Annotated in this window: 18 protein-coding genes; 6 read left to right on the top strand and 12 right to left on the bottom strand. The window is 74.9% G+C overall.

Going from position 1 to position 16,484, the window contains the following annotated elements; genetic code table 11:
- Positions 1 to 112: 112 nt before the first annotated feature.
- Entirely contained in the window at positions 113 to 1,582 is a 1,470-nt protein-coding gene (locus ACQ5SO_RS09760; protein ID WP_430941408.1) for a tetratricopeptide repeat protein, read from the bottom strand.
- A gap of 423 nt (positions 1,583 to 2,005) precedes the next feature.
- Here ACQ5SO_RS09760 and ACQ5SO_RS09765 point away from each other — a divergent pair, with 423 nt between their 5' ends.
- A complete protein-coding gene (locus ACQ5SO_RS09765; protein WP_430941409.1) occupies positions 2,006 to 3,256 on the top strand; it encodes a YeeE/YedE family protein in 1,251 nt (416 codons plus the stop codon).
- A gap of 108 nt (positions 3,257 to 3,364) precedes the next feature.
- Here ACQ5SO_RS09765 and ACQ5SO_RS09770 read toward each other — a convergent pair whose 3' ends face one another.
- The gene (locus tag ACQ5SO_RS09770; protein ID WP_430941410.1) at positions 3,365 to 4,393 is read right to left on the bottom strand and encodes a hypothetical protein; all 1,029 of its coding nucleotides are present in this window, start codon (positions 4,391 to 4,393) and stop codon (positions 3,365 to 3,367) included.
- A gap of 452 nt (positions 4,394 to 4,845) precedes the next feature.
- Here ACQ5SO_RS09770 and ACQ5SO_RS09775 point away from each other — a divergent pair, with 452 nt between their 5' ends.
- The gene (locus ACQ5SO_RS09775; protein ID WP_430941411.1) at positions 4,846 to 5,799 is read left to right on the top strand and encodes an FCD domain-containing protein; all 954 of its coding nucleotides are present in this window, start codon (positions 4,846 to 4,848) and stop codon (positions 5,797 to 5,799) included.
- A 16-nt stretch (positions 5,800 to 5,815) separates the two neighbouring features.
- Here ACQ5SO_RS09775 and ACQ5SO_RS09780 read toward each other — a convergent pair whose 3' ends face one another.
- The 6 genes from ACQ5SO_RS09780 to ACQ5SO_RS09805 form a co-directional block, all read right to left on the bottom strand.
- Positions 5,816 to 6,217 (bottom strand): VOC family protein, encoded by a 402-nt coding sequence (locus tag ACQ5SO_RS09780; RefSeq protein WP_430941412.1) that lies wholly within the window; start codon positions 6,215 to 6,217, stop codon positions 5,816 to 5,818.
- A gap of 277 nt (positions 6,218 to 6,494) precedes the next feature.
- Positions 6,495 to 7,700, bottom strand: a complete 1,206-nt coding sequence (locus ACQ5SO_RS09785) for an alpha-D-ribose 1-methylphosphonate 5-triphosphate diphosphatase (RefSeq protein ID WP_430941413.1) — start codon at positions 7,698 to 7,700, stop codon at positions 6,495 to 6,497.
- The gene (phnN, locus tag ACQ5SO_RS09790; RefSeq protein ID WP_430941414.1) at positions 7,697 to 8,305 is read right to left on the bottom strand and encodes a phosphonate metabolism protein/1,5-bisphosphokinase (PRPP-forming) PhnN; all 609 of its coding nucleotides are present in this window, start codon (positions 8,303 to 8,305) and stop codon (positions 7,697 to 7,699) included. The genes ACQ5SO_RS09785 and phnN overlap by 4 nt, the downstream gene beginning before the upstream one ends.
- Positions 8,302 to 8,994: a phosphonate C-P lyase system protein PhnL gene (phnL, locus tag ACQ5SO_RS09795; RefSeq protein WP_430941415.1), complete on the bottom strand. Its 693-nt coding sequence runs from the start codon at positions 8,992 to 8,994 to the stop codon at positions 8,302 to 8,304. Before phnL ends, phnN begins: the two co-directional genes overlap by 4 nt.
- Before the next feature lie 4 nt (positions 8,995 to 8,998).
- Complete coding sequence (gene phnK, locus ACQ5SO_RS09800) at positions 8,999 to 9,814, bottom strand: phosphonate C-P lyase system protein PhnK (RefSeq protein ID WP_430941416.1); 816 nt, start codon at positions 9,812 to 9,814, stop codon at positions 8,999 to 9,001.
- Positions 9,811 to 10,689, bottom strand: coding sequence for an alpha-D-ribose 1-methylphosphonate 5-phosphate C-P-lyase PhnJ (locus ACQ5SO_RS09805; protein ID WP_430941417.1), 879 nt, complete (start codon positions 10,687 to 10,689; stop codon positions 9,811 to 9,813). The genes phnK and ACQ5SO_RS09805 overlap by 4 nt, the downstream gene beginning before the upstream one ends.
- A gap of 38 nt (positions 10,690 to 10,727) precedes the next feature.
- Here ACQ5SO_RS09805 and ACQ5SO_RS09810 point away from each other — a divergent pair, with 38 nt between their 5' ends.
- Positions 10,728 to 10,964 carry a hypothetical protein gene (locus tag ACQ5SO_RS09810; protein ID WP_430941418.1) on the top strand — a complete coding sequence of 79 codons (237 nt, stop codon included), beginning with the start codon at positions 10,728 to 10,730 and terminating at the stop codon, positions 10,962 to 10,964.
- Positions 10,965 to 10,972: 8 nt separating this feature from the next.
- Here ACQ5SO_RS09810 and ACQ5SO_RS09815 read toward each other — a convergent pair whose 3' ends face one another.
- The 4 genes from ACQ5SO_RS09815 to phnG are packed head-to-tail and all read right to left on the bottom strand — an operon-like array spanning position 10,973 to position 13,562.
- On the bottom strand, positions 10,973 to 11,389 hold the full coding sequence (locus ACQ5SO_RS09815) for a hypothetical protein (protein WP_430941419.1): 417 nt from the start codon (positions 11,387 to 11,389) through the stop codon (positions 10,973 to 10,975).
- Positions 11,386 to 12,477, bottom strand: a complete 1,092-nt coding sequence (locus tag ACQ5SO_RS09820) for a carbon-phosphorus lyase complex subunit PhnI (RefSeq protein WP_430941420.1) — start codon at positions 12,475 to 12,477, stop codon at positions 11,386 to 11,388. The genes ACQ5SO_RS09815 and ACQ5SO_RS09820 overlap by 4 nt, the downstream gene beginning before the upstream one ends.
- 3 nt (positions 12,478 to 12,480) lie before the next feature.
- Positions 12,481 to 13,065, bottom strand: a complete 585-nt coding sequence (gene phnH, locus ACQ5SO_RS09825; RefSeq protein WP_430941421.1) for a phosphonate C-P lyase system protein PhnH — start codon at positions 13,063 to 13,065, stop codon at positions 12,481 to 12,483.
- Positions 13,065 to 13,562: a phosphonate C-P lyase system protein PhnG gene (phnG, locus tag ACQ5SO_RS09830; protein ID WP_430941422.1), complete on the bottom strand. Its 498-nt coding sequence runs from the start codon at positions 13,560 to 13,562 to the stop codon at positions 13,065 to 13,067. The genes phnH and phnG overlap by 1 nt, the downstream gene beginning before the upstream one ends.
- Positions 13,563 to 13,694: 132 nt before the next feature.
- On the opposite strand from phnG, the gene phnF reads away from it, so the two are divergent.
- The 3 genes from phnF to phnD all read left to right on the top strand — a co-directional run bounded on the left by phnF (position 13,695) and on the right by phnD (position 16,476).
- Positions 13,695 to 14,462 (top strand): phosphonate metabolism transcriptional regulator PhnF, encoded by a 768-nt coding sequence (phnF, locus tag ACQ5SO_RS09835; RefSeq protein ID WP_430941423.1) that lies wholly within the window; start codon positions 13,695 to 13,697, stop codon positions 14,460 to 14,462.
- 125 nt (positions 14,463 to 14,587) lie between these two features.
- Entirely contained in the window at positions 14,588 to 15,421 is an 834-nt protein-coding gene (phnC, locus tag ACQ5SO_RS09840; RefSeq protein ID WP_430941424.1) for a phosphonate ABC transporter ATP-binding protein, read from the top strand.
- A gap of 137 nt (positions 15,422 to 15,558) precedes the next feature.
- A complete protein-coding gene (phnD, locus tag ACQ5SO_RS09845; protein WP_430941425.1) occupies positions 15,559 to 16,476 on the top strand; it encodes a phosphonate ABC transporter substrate-binding protein in 918 nt (305 codons plus the stop codon).
- Positions 16,477 to 16,484: the final 8 nt, after the last annotated feature.

A 16,484-nucleotide genomic window follows, 5' to 3' on the forward strand; every position in this document is an offset into this window, starting at 1 on the left:
GTCCGGTCCCCTCGGCGGCGGCGCCGTTTCCGTAAAGATGGAGCATCCCGCCCCGCCGTCCACAGGCGCGGCGCCGGGGCCTGTCCCCCCGCCGCGCCCGCGGGCGCCCCGGTCAGTGAACGGCCAGGACGCCCCGCGCCGCCCGCGCGCCGCCGCGCGCCCCGCCCGTCGCCCCGCCGGCCGCCCCGCCGGCCGCGCCCCCGGGGGCGGCGGCCTCCGGGCGCAGCGCCTCGTCGTCGAACCGGCCCGCCCGGCGCGCGGCGATGGCGGCCCGGCGGCGGGCGTCATACCCGTCCCGCGCCCCGCGCCGCGCAGCCCGGGCGTCGAGCGCAGACAGCGCCTCGCGCAAGCGGCCCGCGCGCAGGGCCGCCTCGATCGCCAGCCGCTCGAACACGTCGCGCTGCGCGTGGCTGCCGCCGACGCGCCACAGCTGCGGCAGCGCCTGCGACAGCTGCGCATGGGCCCGGTCGAACGCGCCGTCCCTGAAGGCGCACAGACCCTCGGCCGCGGGCAGCCCCGCCAGCGCGCAGGCCTCGTGCTGGTCATGTTCAAGCAGCCCCGCGTCGGACGCGATCCGGTCGGTCAGCGCCCGCGCCGCCTCGTCCCGCCCCGCGGCGCCGAGCGCGGCGAGGTAGTGCAGGTCGGCGAAGATCACCAGCCCGTCGGACACGTGGCCGGCGGAGAGGTCGGCCAGCTCCTCCCAGCGCGCGCCGACGGGCACGCCCTCCATCTCGAGGCGCAGCAGCAGCGAGGCGGCGTTGGCGATGTCGCGCCAGTCGTCGGTCCGCTCGGGGCGCACCCGGCGGTCATAGAGCTCCAGCGCCGGGCGCCAGGCCCCGCGGTCGAGGTGGAACAGCGCCAGGTGCCACCAGACGTGGTAGCCGAAATTGTTGCAATGGCTCCAGTTGCGGGCGCGACGGGCGAGCCAGCGCACCCCGTCCTCGGCCCGCCCGGTCATGTCCATGCAATGGGCCACGGCATGCAGGCCCCAGGCGTCGTCGGGGGCGATCTCCACCCCCTTGCGCCCCAGCCGCTCGGCCCGGGCGTAGTCGCCGGTCTCCTCGGCGGCGAAGGACGCGCAGCCGAGCAGGTAGCCCCGGTGCGCGTGGTCGGGCGCGGCCTGGCCCAGCGCCAGCTCGGCCCCCGCGCGCATCCCCGCGGCATCCCCCAGCAGGAAGCGCAGCGCGTGGGAGAGCTTGAAGAACAGGCTGTCATCGGGCCGCGCGCGCAGCGCCGCCTCGAGCCGGGCGGCGGAGCGGCGCATCCGCCCCGCGCGGTAATCGGCGAGGGCGGCGATCAGCTGGGCCGAGCGCGCGTCGCCGCCGCCATCCGCCTGCGCCGCCTTCGCCTTGCCGAGCGCCGCGTCCACGGCGGGCAGCAGCGCCGCGCGCCCGAGCAGCAGCAGGAAGAAGCCCTGCGCCGCGTGGCCCAGCGCGAAGCCCGGCGCGGCCTCGAGCGCGCGCGCCAGCGCCGGGCCCGCGGCGGCGGAATGGGCGAGGAACCCGCGGTGACACTCCCGCCACGCCTCGGCGGCGGCGGCGTCGTTGAGGGCGAGGTCGAGACCGGCGTCGTCGGCATGCATGGCGGTTTTCCTTCGGCGATGCGGCTGCGGGGGGGGCCGGACGGCGCGCGGCGGGCCGATGCGTCCGGGATCTCGGGCGGGATCGAGGGGAAGGTAAGCGCGCCGCCCCGCCCCCGTCCTGAATGCGACAGCGCCGTCACCGGGTCGTGACGGGTCGCGAGGCAGGTTTCAGCGATCCCACGCGCAGGTGATCGGGCGGGAGCGCGCGGGGCTTGCGCGCGCAAGGAAACCGGGGACAGGTTTCGTATCCTTCGGCAAGCGGCGCCCGGCCCGCACGGTCCGGCGCGCGCCGCGCCTCGCCCGGCCGCGTCTTCCGCCCCGTCTTCCGCCCCGTCTTCTCCGGGCGGCTTCCAGGCCGCTTCCGGGCCGCTTCGCCCGCCCCATCTTCTTCGCGCCGCCGCCGCGCCTGCCGGGACGCCCGCCATGACCATCTCAGCCCCGTCCCCGCCCGCCGACCCGGCGCCCCCGGTCTCGTCCCCCGCCGCCGCCCCGTCCTCCGCCCCCGCCCCGCCGCCCGGCGCCGCGCCGCGGCCGCAGCGCGGGCCGGTCCTGGCCGCCGCGGCGCTGCTGGCCGCGCTCGCCGCCCTGGCGGGGGAGGCGCAGGGGGCGACCGGGTTCCACGCCGCCGGGCTCGGGGCGCTGGCGGGGGTCGCGCTCTACCACGCGCGGTTCGGCTTCACCGCGGGCTGGCGGGCGATGACGCGCGAGCGCAGGGGCGCGGGGCTGCGCGCGCAGATGCTGCTGATCGGGCTGATCGCCTGCGCGTCCTTCCCGTTGATGGAATGGGGCGCGGCGGCGGGGGTCCCGGCGCGGGGCCACATCCTGCCGATGGGCCTCGCCTCGGCGCTCGGGGCGGCGATGTTCGGGCTGGGCATGCAGCTGGGCGGCGGCTGCGCCTCCGGCACGCTCTACACCGCCGGGGGCGGCTCGGCGCGGATGGGGGTGACGCTGGTCTTCTTCGTCGCCGGATCGGTGATCGCGACGGCGCACTGGGACTTCTGGGCCGCGCTGCCGCGCACGCGGGCGGGGGTGTCGCTGCGGGCCGAGCTCGGGGCCCTGGGCGGGCTGGCGGCGCTGCTGGCGGGGCTGGGCGCCGTCGCGGCCTGGTCCTGGGCGGCCGAGCGCCGGGCCCATGGGCGGGCCGAGGGCCTCGGGGCGCTGACCGCCGGGTCGGGCCTGCGCGGGCCCTGGAGCCTGCTCGCGGGCGCGCTGGCGCTGGCGCTGGTGGGCGCGGGGTGCTTCGCGCTGCTGGGCCGCCCCTGGGGGGTGACGGCGGGCTTCGCGCTCTGGGGCGCGAAGGCGGCGCAGGGGCTCGGCTTCGCGCCCGAGGGGTGGAGCTACTGGTCCGGCTGGCGCGCGGAACAGCTGTCGGCGCCGATCTGGCGCGACGCGACCTCGGTGATGAATCTCGGGATCATGCTGGGCGCGCTGGCGGCGTCGGGGGCGGCGGGGCGGTTCTCGCCGCGCCTGCGCCTCGGGCTGCGCGACGTGCTGACGGCGGCGGCGGGCGGGCTGCTGATGGGCTACGGCGCGCGGCTGGCTTATGGGTGCAATATCGGCGCCTATCTCGGCGGGCTGACCTCGGGGAGCCTGCACGGCGCGTGGTGGATGGTCTTCGGCGCGGCCGGATCCTGGGCCGGGGTGAAGGCGCGGGCGCGGCTGGGGATGGACTGACGGGCCGCGCGGCCGCGGTCAGCCCGGGCGCCCGGCGGCAAGGGCGCGGCGCGGCGGCGGCGGCTTGCACGCGCCGCCCCCCGCCCGGCCCGGCCCCGCACGCCCCGCTCAGATCCCCGGGCGCAGCGCGCTTTCCAGCCACACGCCCCGCAGCGCGACCCGCAGCCCCCGCGGGGCGGCGAGGATGACGTCGAGCCACAACGCCTCCGGCGGGGGCCCGTCCTCGGCCACGCCCAGCGCGCCGGGGGCGAAGCCGCGCACCGCCCGGCCGCCCGCATAGCCGACGTCGCGCACCGCCGCCCGCGGCCTGCGGCCCGGCATCGCCGCGTTCAGCCGCATCCAGCCATGCTCGAGGCCCGACACCTCCTCCGCCCCCGGCAGGGGCGAGAGCGAGAGCGCCGCGCTGGCCCGCCAGATCCGTCCCGGGCCGGGGGCGACCTCGGCCGGGTCGGGCGAGAAGGCGAAGCTGACATAGCTCGCGCCCGGGGCGGCGATCTCGAGGATCCAGCCCGCGGCGCCGTCGGCCACGAGGCGCACCCCCCCGGGGTCGCCGTCATGGTGGATCGCCAGCGCGGGGAGGAGCGCGAAGCCGTCGATGCAGGGCCGCGGCAGCAGGCGCCCGGCGCGCGCGTCATTCCGGCCGATATCGCCCCCTGCATCGCCCCCTGCATCGCCCCTTGCGGGCGCGGCGCGCGCGGCGGCTGCGCGGGGGGCCGTCGCGGCCTTCCCACCGCCGCCGCGGGCCGCCGCGGGGCGCAGGGCGGCGAGCCGGGCGCCCTCGGCCCGGCGGGCGGAGGAGGCCCCGCGTCCCGGCGCCGCGTCCCGGCGCCCGTCGTCCAGGGCCCCGCCTCCAGGGCCGCCATTCAATGGGACGCCATTCAATGGCCCCCCGTCGCCGGGGCCCCCATCCGAAGCGCCCTCGTCGCCGAGGCCCCCGTCGCCGCGCGCCCCGTCGCGCGGCGCGCGCAGCGGGCGGCACAGCAGGTCGCGCATGCCGCCCTGCGCGCGCCCCTGCACCTGCGGCGGCGGCAGCCCGGCGGCGGGCGTGGCGCCCGCCACGCGCGGCGGCGCCGGGGGGGGCGGCGCGACGGGGGCGCCGTCGACGGTGACGAGGCGCAGCGCGGCGCGGGGGAGCATCCGCATCCCCCTCATGCCCCGCCCCCGCCTGCGGCCCCGGCCCCGCGCCGCGCCGGTATGGCGGCGCGGCCCGGGCCGCGCATGGTCCTGCCGATCTGTTGCATCGCGCCTTCCGCGACCTCCCCTGTCATCCGGTTCCCTTTTCCCGCCGGTTCCATCTTCCCGGCGGTTCCATCTTTCCCGGGCGGTTCCATCTTTCCCGGCGGTTCCATCTTCCCGGCGGTACCATCTTCCCGGCGCCGTCCGCCGAGCGCGCCCCGCGCCGCGGCCCGCGCGCAAGGCGGCCGCCCCGAACCGGGCGACCGCGGGACATCGGCGCAGCCCGTCCACGCTTCGAAGCATGGGCCAACAGGGTCACCAAATGGTTGCCGCGCTTCCCTCCGCCCCCCGGCCTGCGCTATTGGTCAACTCAGCGAACCAATTCCGCCGACCGTTGCCGCCCGGGGCCGCCCATGACCGCAGACGACGCGCCCGACCAAGCCGACGCCGACCAGACCGACGCCGACCAGGCCGACGCCACCCCGCCCGACGCTGCGCCCGGCGCCGACGCAGGCGCCGCGCCCGGCGCCGCCCCCGACGCCGACGCGGGCGCCGGTCCCCCGGGCCTGCCCGCGGGGGCCGGGGCCCCGCGCTCCCCCTTCGCGCCGGTCGCGCCCGAGCGGATCTCGGCCGCCGTCATCCGCCAGGTCGAGGAGCTGATCCTGCAGGGCGTGCTGCGCCCCGGGGAACGCCTGCCGCCGGAGCGGGAGCTGGCCGCCGCGCTCGACGTCTCGCGCCCCACGCTGCGCGAGGCGCTGGCCGAGCTGGAGCGGCGCGGGCTGGTGCGCACCCGGCGCGGCGCCGGGGTCTACGTGGCCGAGGTGCTCGGCTCGGCCTTCGCGCCGCCCTTGATCGAGCTGTTCGCCACGCATGACCTCGCGCTCTATGACTACCTCGCCTTCCGCCGCGACCTCGAGGGCATGGCGGCGGAGCGGGCGGCGGTGCAGGCCACCCCCTCGGACCGCGCCGCCATCGCCGCCGCCTTCGCGCGGATGGAGGCCGCCCATGCCGCCCGCGCCCATGACGAGGAGGCCCGGCGCGACGCCGATTTCCACATGGCGGTGGTGGAGGCCGCGCATAACGTGGTGATGCTGCACATGATGCGCTCGATGTTCGAACTGCTGCGCCGCGGCGTGTTCTACAACCGCGACAAGCTGTTCAGCCTCGCCGCCACGCGCGAGGCGCTGCTGGCCCAGCACCGGGCGATCCGCGACGCGGTGGTGGAGGGGCGCCCGGAGGCGGCGAAGGCGGCGGTCGAGGCGCATCTTGATTACGTCGCCGCCCAGATGCGCGAGGTCGGGCGGCGCGACCGGCTCGAGGCCGTGGCCGCCCTGCGGCTGGCGGCGGCGGAGCGCGGGCGGGGCTGACGCCGCCTTGCGCGGCCTATGCGGGGCGCGCGATTTCCACGAGGTTCCCGTCCGGGTCGCGGACATAGAGCGAGACCAGCGGCCCGCGGGCGCCCGTGCGCTTGACCGGGCCGTCCTCGATGGCGACGCCCAGCGCGTGGAAATGCGCCTGCCAGGCCCCGGTCGGCGCGTCGGAGACGAGGCAGAAATCGCCCGAGCCGGGGGTGGGGCGCAGGGCCTTGGGGTCGAACTCGGCCCCCGCCTGGTGAAGGTTGATCTTCTGGGCGCCGAAGCGCAGCGCGGTGCGGGTGGTTCCGTCCGCGGCCGCGAACCGCTCGACCTCCATGCCCAGCGCGTCGCGGTAGAAGGCGCAGGCCGCGTCGATCGACGCGACGGTCAGCACGAAATGGTCGATGCAAGACAGGGATGGCGCGGGCATGGCGGATCTCCGGCAAAGGGGGCCGCCAGCCTCGCCCGGCCGGGGGATGGCGGCAAGGGGCGCGGTACGGACCGCCGCGCCGGTCCCGCCCCGAGCCAGGGGCGCGGCGTCCGGTGGCGCGGCGCGGGCGGGCGAGCGGGGGCCTGCCCCCCGAGCCCGCCCGCACCCGGCGAAACGGGGGCCCTTTCGCCCGCCCAGGGAGGCCATGCCCCCCCATTCGCGACCGAAACCGGCTGCGCCGCCGGGCGCCCTCGACCGGACAGGCCGCGCCGGAGCGTCAGCCCTGCCGCGTCCCCGCGATCCACACCCCGCGCACCGCCGGGGCGGCATGGGCCGTGTTGATCCGCACCAGGTCCGCGCGCAGCCCCGGCGCGATCTCGCCCCGATCCGCCAGCCCGGTCGCCTGCGCGGGGGCGGCGGTCACCGTGCGCAGGCCCGCGGCCATGTCGCCGCCCTCGCGCCCCATCCGCACCGCGGCCATCAGCAAGGAGGCGGGCGCATAGTCCGAGCTGAAGATGTCCAGCAGCCCCTCGTCCAGCAGATCCTGCGCCGCGACGTTGCCGGAATGGGACCCCCCGCGCAGCAGGTTCGGCGCGCCCATCATCACCGCGATCCCGGCCTCGCGGCAGGCGCGGGCGGCCTCGAGCGTGGTGGGGAACTCGGCCACCTTGCAGCCCTGGCGGGCCGAGACCGCGACATGCGCGGGATCGGTGTCGTCGTGGCTCGCGATCACCGCGCCATAGCCCCGCGCGCGCTCCACCGCGCCGTCCTCGTGGCTCTCACCCATGCGGGACTTCAGCTCCACCAGGAAGGCCACGTATTCGTCGAAATCAAAGCCGCCGCCGCTCCCGTACTTGCCCTCGTGATACTGGCGCAGCTTGGAGAGGTCGCGGAACTGCCGCTGCCCCGGGGTGTGGTCCATCAAGGAGACGATGCGCACGTCATCCTCGGGGCCGAACTCGTCCATCTCGGCCAGCAGCGTCTCGGAGCAGATCTCGGCCCGCAGGTGCAGGAAATGGCTGATCTTCAGCGCCCCGGCGCGCTTCAGGCCGATGATCTCATCCGCCAGCCCGCGGGCGTATTTCGAGTAATTCGCGCGGGTGAAGCTTTCGACCGAGCCGACGCGCAGGGCGTCGAACACGGTGGTGATGCCGACCGAGGCGAGCTCGGCGTCATGGGCGATCACCGCGGCGGGCAGCGGCCAGTGGACGCCGGGCCGCGGCTGCAGATGGCGCTCGAGGTTGTCGGTATGCAGCTCCACCAGCCCCGGGGCCAGCAGATCGCCCCCCATGTCGAGCGCGCCCGGCACGGCGCAGGGGCCGGGGGCCACCTCCACGATGCGGCCGTTCTCGACCCGGACCGAGCCCGCGATCACCTCGCCCGCCAGCACCACGCTTGCGTTGGCGAAGACGGCGTCGCCGCCGGCGATGGCCTCGGCGGACACGGGGCCGCCCGCGGCGGCGGCCTTCTGATGGACGGTCATGCGTCTTCCTTTCGGGCGGCGTCTTCGGTGGGCGCGGGGGCGAGGGCGGCGAGGAACCGCGCGGCCCCCTCTTCAAGGGTGGAGTCGTTGGCGATCATGGCAAGCTCGGGCGCGTCCGGCACGGCATAGGCGGCGCGGGCGAGGCGGCGGGCGACCTCCTCTTCCGGCTCGCGCCCGCGGGCGGCGAGGCGGCGGGCGAGGACATCCGCCGGGGCGGTGACGATCAGCGCCCGGATCGGCGCGAAGCGCGCCCGCGCCTCGGGGATCGCGGCGCGGGAGACGTTGACGCAGACATGGCGGCCCGCCGACAGCGCCGCCTCGATGCCGAGCGGGATGCCGTAGGCGAGGCCATGGGCCCGCCAGGACAGCGCGAAGCGGCCCGCCGCCTCCGCCGCCTCGAACTCGGCACGGGTGGCGGGGATGTGGTCCTCGCCCCCCGCGTCCGCCTCGCGGGTGATGGTGCGGCGGGGGAACAGGATGTCGGGCCGCGCGGCGCGGGCGGCCTCCATCAGGCTGTCCTTGCCGGAGCCGGACGGCCCGGCCACGAGGTGCAGCACCCCGCGGGCGCGCGCGCCCTGCCCCGTCGATGCGGGCGTCGCGGTCATGCAGCCGCCCCCGGGGCGCCCGGCGCGAAGGCGCCCACGTCGACCTCGCGGTCACAGACCTGCGCGCGGGCGGCGGCGTCGTGGAAGATGCCGAGCACCGCGGCCCCGCCTTCCTTCGCCTCCTCGATCAGCCCCAGCACCACGGCGCGGTTCATCGGGTCGAGGCTGGCGGTGGGCTCATCGAGCAGCAGCGCCTTGCGCCGGGCGACGAAGCCGCGGGCGATGTTCACCCGCTGCTGCTCGCCGCCCGAGAAGGTCATGGGCGAAAGCTCCCACAGCGCCTCGGGGACGTTGAGGCGGGAGAGGAGGTCCCTCGCCCGCGCCTCGGCCGCCTCGCGCGACGCGCCCTGGGCCATCAGCGGCTCGGCGACGACCGTCAGGGTCGGGGTGCGGGGGGTGACGCGCAGGAACTGGCTCACGTAGCCCATCGCGGTGCGGCGCAGGTTCAGGACGGCGCGCGGATCGGCGCCCGAGACCTCCTGGCCGCAGACCGCGATGCGCCCGCCCTCGGCCAGGTAATTGCCCCAGATCATCCGCATCAGCGTGGATTTCCCCGCCCCCGACGGGCCGGTGAGGGCCACGCATTCCCCGGGCGCGACGGTGAAGCCCGCGCCGCGGATCACCGCGATGCGCTTCCCGCCCTGGGCGTGGAGCGTGAAGGTCTTGGCGACGTTCTCAAGTTCGATCATGGGTTCACACCTGCAGGACCGAGCTGACGAGCAGCTGGGTATAGGGGTGCTGCGGGTCGTCCAGCACCTGGTCGGTCAGCCCCGTCTCGACGACATGGCCCGATTTCATCACCATCAGCCGGTCGGCCAGCAGCCGCACGACGGCCAGATCATGCGTGACGATGATCGCCGAGAGCCCCAGCTCGCGCACCAGCGCGCGGATCAGGTCGAGGAGCCGCGCCTGCACCGACACGTCGAGGCCGCCGGTGGGCTCGTCCATGAAGGCCAGCCGCGGGCCGGTCACGAGGTTGCGCGCGATCTGCAGCCGCTGCTGCATCCCGCCCGAGAAGGCCGCGGGCCGGTCGTCGATCCGCTCGCCCGCGATCTCCACCCGGTCGAGCCAGTCCAGCGCCTCGGCGCGGATATTCCCGTAATTGCGCGCGCCCACGGCCATCAGCCGCTCGCCCACATTGGCCCCGGCGCTGACGCCCATCCGGAGGCCGTCGCGCGGGTTCTGGTGCACGAAGGCCCAGTCGGTGCGCATCAGCATGCGGCGGCGCGGCTCGGACATGCGGGCCACGTCCACCGGGCCGTCGGCGCGGTCGTCATAGATCACCGCGCCCTCATCCGCCTCGGCCTGGCCGGAGATGGCGGAGAGGAGCGTCGACTTGCCCGAGCCGCTCTCGCCCACGATCCCCAGCACCTCGCCGGGCCAGAGGTCGAAGGACACGTCCGCGCAGCCGATCCGCGCGCCGTAGCGCCGGGTCAGGCCCTGGACGGAGAGGAGGGGGCGTTCCGCCGCCCCCGCGGTGGTTTCGATGATGTCCTGGACCGCGTTCATGCCGCGTCCTCCTCGGGCGCGGGGACGCCGAGGGGGCCGACATGGCCCTCCGCCCGGCGCCGCGCGCAGTGATCGGTGTCCGAGCAGACGAACATCCGCCCGCCCGCATCGTCGGTGATGACCTCGTCCAGATACCCGTCATCCTCGCCGCACAGGGCGCATTCGCCTTCCGGGCGGCCGCGGTCGAAGGGGTGGTCTTCGAAGTCCAGGCTCACGACCTCGGTATAGGGCGGGATCGCGTAGATCCGCTGCTCCCGCCCCGCACCGAACAGCTGCAGGAACGGCGCGCCGGACATTTTCGGGTTGTCGAACTTGGGGATCGGCGAGGGGTCCATCACGTAGCGCCCCTCGACCGCCACCGGGTAGGCGTAGGTGGTGGCGATATGCCCGTGGCGGGAGATGTCCTCGTAAAGCTTCACATGCATCAGCCCGTAATCCTCGAGCGCGTGCATCCGGCGCGTCTCCACCTCCCGCGGCTCGAGGAAGCGCAGCGGCTCGGGGATCGGCACCTGGTAGACGAGGATCTGCCCCTCCTCCATCGGCGTCTCGGGGATGCGGTGGCGGGTCTGGATGACGGTCGCCTCGGTGGTGGCCTCGGTCACCGCGACGCCGGCGGTCTTCTGGAAGAAGCGGCGGATGGAGACGGCGTTGGTGGTGTCGTCCGCGCCCTGGTCGATGACCTTGAGCGTGTCCTCGGGCGTCAGCGTGGCGGCGGTCACCTGCACGCCGCCGGTGCCCCAGCCGTAAGGCATCGGCATCTCGCGCGAGGCGAAGGGGACCTGGTAGCCCGGGATCGCCACGGCCTTCAGAAGCGCGCGGCGGATCATGCGTTTCGTCTGCTCGTCGAGATAGGCGAAGTTGTATGCGGCGGTCATCTTGCCCACCTCTGGATGGCGTGGATGGGGAGGATCGGATGCGAGGGTCCCTGTGGGAGGAGGCCCAGAACGCGAAGGGCCCGGCGAAGGGCGCGGCGGCGGAGCGCCACGTGCTGACCCGCGCCCGCCTGCGCGCCGCCGACCCGGAGCGCACGCCCGAGGCGCGCGAGGACGCCGCGGCGGCGGTGGAGCTGCTGGAGGAGCGCGAGGCGTTGCGCGCCGGCCCGCTTCGGCGCGGACTGCTGGGCTGGCTGGTCCTTGTGCTTCTTGGTTGAGGGCGCGCTCATCCGCTTCCCTCCAGGATCTCCGTCTCGCCGTTGATCACGTCGGGGCCGCCATCCTCTTCGAACTCGGCGGCGAAATCGTTGTCCTCGAGCATCTCGGCCAGGGGTTCGGACAGCGCGCGCACCTCGGGCAGCGTCGCCACCGGCACGGCGTCTTCGAGCGTCACCGTGCCGACGCCGCTCTCCCAGTCCTCCTCGGTCATCTCCGGGTCGTCGGCCATGGCGCGGGCCATCGCGTCCGCGTCCATGCGGGCCCAGGAGGCGCGGATCGCGTCCGCCACCTCGCCCGCCGCGGCGGCGGGCACGAGGTCCTGGTTGCGAAAGCGCACCCCTTGCGCGTTCTCGCCCTCCCAGAAGGCCACGAACCAGCGCAGCGGCGCGTCCAAGGGCGGAAGCGGGGTGTTGGTTGCGGTCATTCTGCGGCCTCCCTCTGGCTCTCCCGGGCCTCCACCTCGGCGCGCATCTTGCGCACCAGGGCCAGCTCGGACTGGAAGTCCACATAATGCGGCAGCTTGATATGCTCGAGGAACCCGCTCGCCTGGATGTTGTCGATGTGGGAGAGGACGAACTCCTCGTCCTGCGCCGGGGCGCCGGTGAAGTCCTGGCCCATCTCCTTCCAGCGCAGCGCCCGGTCGACGAGGGCCATCGAAATGGCCTTGCGCTCGTTATGGCCCATGGTCAGGCCATAGCCGCGGGAGAATTGCGGCGGCTGGGTCTTCGAGCCGTCGAACTTGTTCACCGTCTCGCATTCCGTCACCCGGATCTCGGCGATGTTCACCGCGAAGCCCAGTTCCGGGATGTCGACCTCCACATCCACCAGCCCGATGCGCAGCTCGCCCACGAAGGCGTGGGAATTGGCGTAGCCGCGCTGGGTGGAATAGGCGAGCGCCAGCGCGAAGCCCTCGTCGCCGCGGGCCAGCGCCTGCAGGCGCAGGGCGCGGGAGGCGGGAAGCTCCAGCGGCTCGCGCGTCAGGTCGGGGGGCGCGGCGTCGCTGCGCGGCTCCTCCTGCATCAGCCCCTCCTGCCCGAGGAAATCGGCGATGCGTGGTTTCGGCTGCGGGGCCGAGGGCGCGGCGGCCAGCGGCGGGATTTCGCCGTCGGCCTCCAGCGCGAAGTCCAGCAGCCGGTGCGTGTAGTCGAAGGTCGGCCCGAGGACCTGCCCCCCGGGCGCATCCTTGAAGGTGGCCGAGATCCGGCGTTCCGCCCGCATCGCGCCGGTGTCGATGGGGCGCGTGGCGGCGAAGCGCGGCAGCGTGGTGCGATAGGCGCGGATCAGGAAGATCGCCTCCACCAGGTCCCCGCGGGACTGCTTGACGGCGAGCGCGGCCAGCGCCTCGTCATAGAGCGAGCCTTCCGCCATCACCCGCGCGACGCTCAGCGCCAGCTGCTGGGCGATCTGTTCGGTGCTGAGGGCGGGGAGCGAGGGATCGCCCCGCCGCTCCTCGGCCAGCCATTCATGGGCCGCGTCGATGGCCTTCTCGCCGCCCTTGACCGCGACATACATGGCTCAGCCCTCCAGCTTGGTGGTGCGCGGCAGGGCCGCGAAGCGGTCCCCGGCGCAGAGGATCAGGTCGAGGCCCAGCGGGTAGGCGTTGAAGGCGCGCAGGGCGGCGATGTCCGAAGCCGCGTTCCCGAGGGGCAGCGCGGCCGCGTCCTTGATGCCGGGGCCCGAGAGGCGCGCCTCGGCGCCGTCGAAGCCCGGGACCTCCAGCACCAGCGTGGCGCCGCGGTCGGGGTATTCGGGATCGCCCATCGGCCAGGAATCGGCGGGGAGCAGCTCGGCGGGCGCCCCGAAGGCGAAGGCGGCCTGCCCGCGGTCGTCGGTCACCGGCGCGCCGCAATGAAAGCGCAGCCAGTCGGGGAAGTCCGATGCGGCCAGCGCGGGGGACAGCCAGCACGGCGTGCCCCCGTCGCAGAGCGTCAGCGCCACGAGGCCCATGGCCGGGGAGACCGGCGCGGGCGGCGCCGCGCCCTCGGCCCGCCCGATGGTCCCGGGAGCCGCCATGGCGCCCAGGATCACCCGGAAGGCGCGCGAGGACTGGGCGGCGGGGTCGTCGAAGCCCCCCGACAGGGCGGCGGCGGCATGGGCCATCAGTCGTCTCCCCGAACCATGGTGAAGAACTCCACCTTCGTGGCGTCGGCCTTGCCCGCGCGGGCGGCGGCGGCGGCCTCGGCGGCTTCGCGCAGGGGGGCGAGGACATGCGCCTCGACCTGCGGGCCCGCGTCCGTCTGGGCCATGGCGTCGGCCAGCGCCGCGGCCTCGGCATGCGTCGCGTCGCGGCCCGGGACCCAGGCATGGCCGACGGCGCCGTCCTCGGTCTGCAAGGTGCAGCGGGTCACGGTCATCTCGCCGAGATTGAACGGCGCGCCGGTTCCCCCGGCGCGGCCGCGGACCATCACCGCGCCCCGCTCGGGGCGGCGCAGCCAGGTGAAGCCGGGCCGGGATGGCAGCGCCTCCATCGCCGCGGCGAGCGCCGCCGGATCGGCCTTGGCCAGCACCGACATGCGCGCGGCCCGGGCCGGGTCGGGATGGGCCTCGGCGGAGGAAGGATTTTCGGGCGCCCCTTGGGGCTGGACAGGTTCATTCACTTGTCTACACTCCTAGACAACTAGACAAACCATGCGCGATTCCCGCGCCGCACACAAGCCGATCTGCGTGACATGTTGATGACGCGCAGCGCCGCCCTTCCCGCCGCGCGGCCCTGAGCCTGGATCCGACCGATGCCCCCTTCCGACACCTCTCCGCCACCCCTCGACCCCCGCTCGGGCGGGGCGCCCCTGTGGCTGCAGATCCGCGACCAGCTGGCGACCGAGATCGCCGAGGGCCGCTGGGGCCCGGGCGAACGCCTGCCCTCGGAACACGCGCTGGCCGAGCGGTTCGGGGTGAACCGCCACACCCTGCGCCGCGCCGTTGGCGACCTGGCCGAGGCGGGGATGGTGCATGTGCGCCGCGGCGCGGGGGCGATGGTGACCGAGGGGCGCATCGACTACCGCATCGGCGGGCGGCAGCGCTTCTCGGCCAACATCGCCGCCATCGGCCGGGCCCATGGCCGCCGCCTGCTGGGCCTCGAGACCGTGCGCGCCAGCCGGGCCGAGGCGCTGGCGCTGGAGCTGGCGGAGGGGGAGCTGGTGCATGCCGTCGAATCGCTGTCCGAGGCCGACGGCGCGCCGGTGATCCATTCGCGCATGACGTTCCCCGCGCGCCTGGCGGCCCTGCCCGAGGCGCTGCGCACGGGAAGCGGCGTGACCGCAGCGCTGGCCGCCTGCGGGGTGCAGGACTACCGCCGCGCCTGGACGCGGATGACCGCGGGCCGCCCCGGCGCGCTGATCGCGCGGCACCTGCAGATGCCCGAAGGCGGCGTGGCGCTGCTGGCCGAAAGCATGAACCGGGCCGAGGACGGGCGGCCGGTGGAATATGCCCTCTCCTGGTTCTGCACCGACCGGATGTCGGTGCTGACCGGGGACGAGGCGCCGCCCGAGGGGCTCTGAGGCGCGCGCGCCGCCGTCACAAAGCCGAAACGCGACATTTACCGAACTGACACGGAACTGAGACGCCCCCGTCAACGCCAGCCCCCATGGTGCGCGCCGCAACGCAACCGCAGGGGCCCGCTTTCATGCTCATCAAGATCAACGCGCTGACCAAACGCTTCGGAGACGCCGTGGCGGTGGACCGGGCCACGATCCTCGTGGACCGCCCGCAGATGATCGGCGTCATCGGCCGCTCCGGCGCCGGCAAGTCGACGCTGCTGCGGATGATCAACCGGCTGACCGAGGCGTCCGAGGGCGAGATCGTCGTCGGGGGCGAGGACATCCGCGCCCTGCGCGGCGCCGACCTGCGCCGCTGGCGGCGCGACTGCGCGATGATCTTCCAGCAGTTCAACCTGGTCCCGCGGCTCGACGTCGTCACCAACGTGATGCTCGGCCGGGTCAACGACCACGGCGCCCTGCGGTCCCTGTTCAACGTGTTCCCCGACCAGGACATCCGCGACGCGATCACCACGCTCGAACGTCTGGGCATCGCCGAGCACGCCCTCAAGCGCGCCGAGGCCCTGTCCGGCGGCCAGCAGCAGCGCGTGGCCATCGCCCGCGCCCTGATGCAGCGCCCGAAACTGGTGCTGGCGGATGAACCCATCGCCTCGCTCGACCCGCTCAACGCCACCCGGGTGATGGACGCCCTGCGCGCGATCCACGAGGAGGACGGGCTGACGGTGATGTGCAACCTGCACACGCTCGACACCGCCCGCCGGTACTGCGACCGCATCATCGGGATGCGCGACGGGCGCATCGTGTTCGACGGGACCGCCGAGCAGCTGACCGAGGGCGCCGCGCGCGACATCTACGGCGCGGGGGCGGAGTTCTCGGAGGCCGCCACCTCCACCTCCATCGACGCGCTGGCCGCGCAGGCCTCCCTCGCCGCGCGCCAGGTGCAGGCGGGCGCGACCGCCTGATCCCCCTTCCCGCCGCGCGGCGCGCCCCGGGGCCGGGGGCGCCGCGCGCGCGGGGTCTTTTCCGAAATCCGTGATCCCATGCGCGGTCCCGATCCCGGGCCCGGCACACCCCACATCCCAACCCCAGGAGCGATCCAATGAAACGCACCGCTTACGCCGCCTTCGCGCTGGCCCTCGCCGGGTCCGCCGTCTCCGCCCCCGCCCTCGCGGCCGACGGCATCACCGAATTCCGCATCGGCATCCTCGGCGGCGAGAACGCCTCGGACCGCCTGCGCGCCTATGAGTGCCTGCGCGAGAAGACCGAGGCGCAGCTCGGGGTTCCGGTGAAGCTCTACGCCCCGGCCGACTACAACGGCGTGATCGAGGGCCTGCTGGGCGGCAATCTCGACGTCGCGTGGCTGGGCGCCTCGGGCTACGCCAAGGTCTACCTGTCGGACCCCGAGGCGGTCGAGCCGGCGCTGGTGAAGGTCAATGTCGACGGCGGCTACGGCTATTACTCGATCGGCTTCGCGCGCAACGACTCCGGCGTCGAATCGCTGGCCGACATGGAAGGCAAGGCCTTCGCCTTCGGCGATCCGAACTCCACCTCGGGCTACCTGATCCCGTCGATCGAGATCCCCAAGGCCGGGTATTCCATGAAGCCGGGCGAGTATTTCGGCGACGTGAAATTCTCGGGCGGGCATGAGCAGACCATCGTCGGCGTGTTCAACGGCGATTTCGACGCGGGCGTGACCTGGGCCGACGGCCTCGGCGAATGGGAAGACGGCTACAACTCGGGCGCCCTGCGCAAGGCCGCCGACGCGGGCCTGGTGGACATGACCGAGATCCGCGAGATCTGGCGCTCCCCCGTCATCCCCGAGGGCCCGGTGGTGCTGCGCAAGACCCTGCCCGCGGACGTGAAGTTCAAGACCGTGGCGCTGTGGGGCACCCTGCCCTCGATGGACCCGGACTGCGCCTACGGCGTGCTGTCGGGCGACGCCAAGGGCTTCATGCCGATCACCCATGACGCCTACGAGGCCATCGTGGAGGCGCGCCGCCTCAAGTCGATGAACTGATCGCCTCC

Source organism: Rhodovulum sp. DZ06 (assembly GCF_050586345.1).
In the GTDB taxonomy this organism is placed as follows: Bacteria; Pseudomonadota; Alphaproteobacteria; order Rhodobacterales; family Rhodobacteraceae; genus JBOCEF01.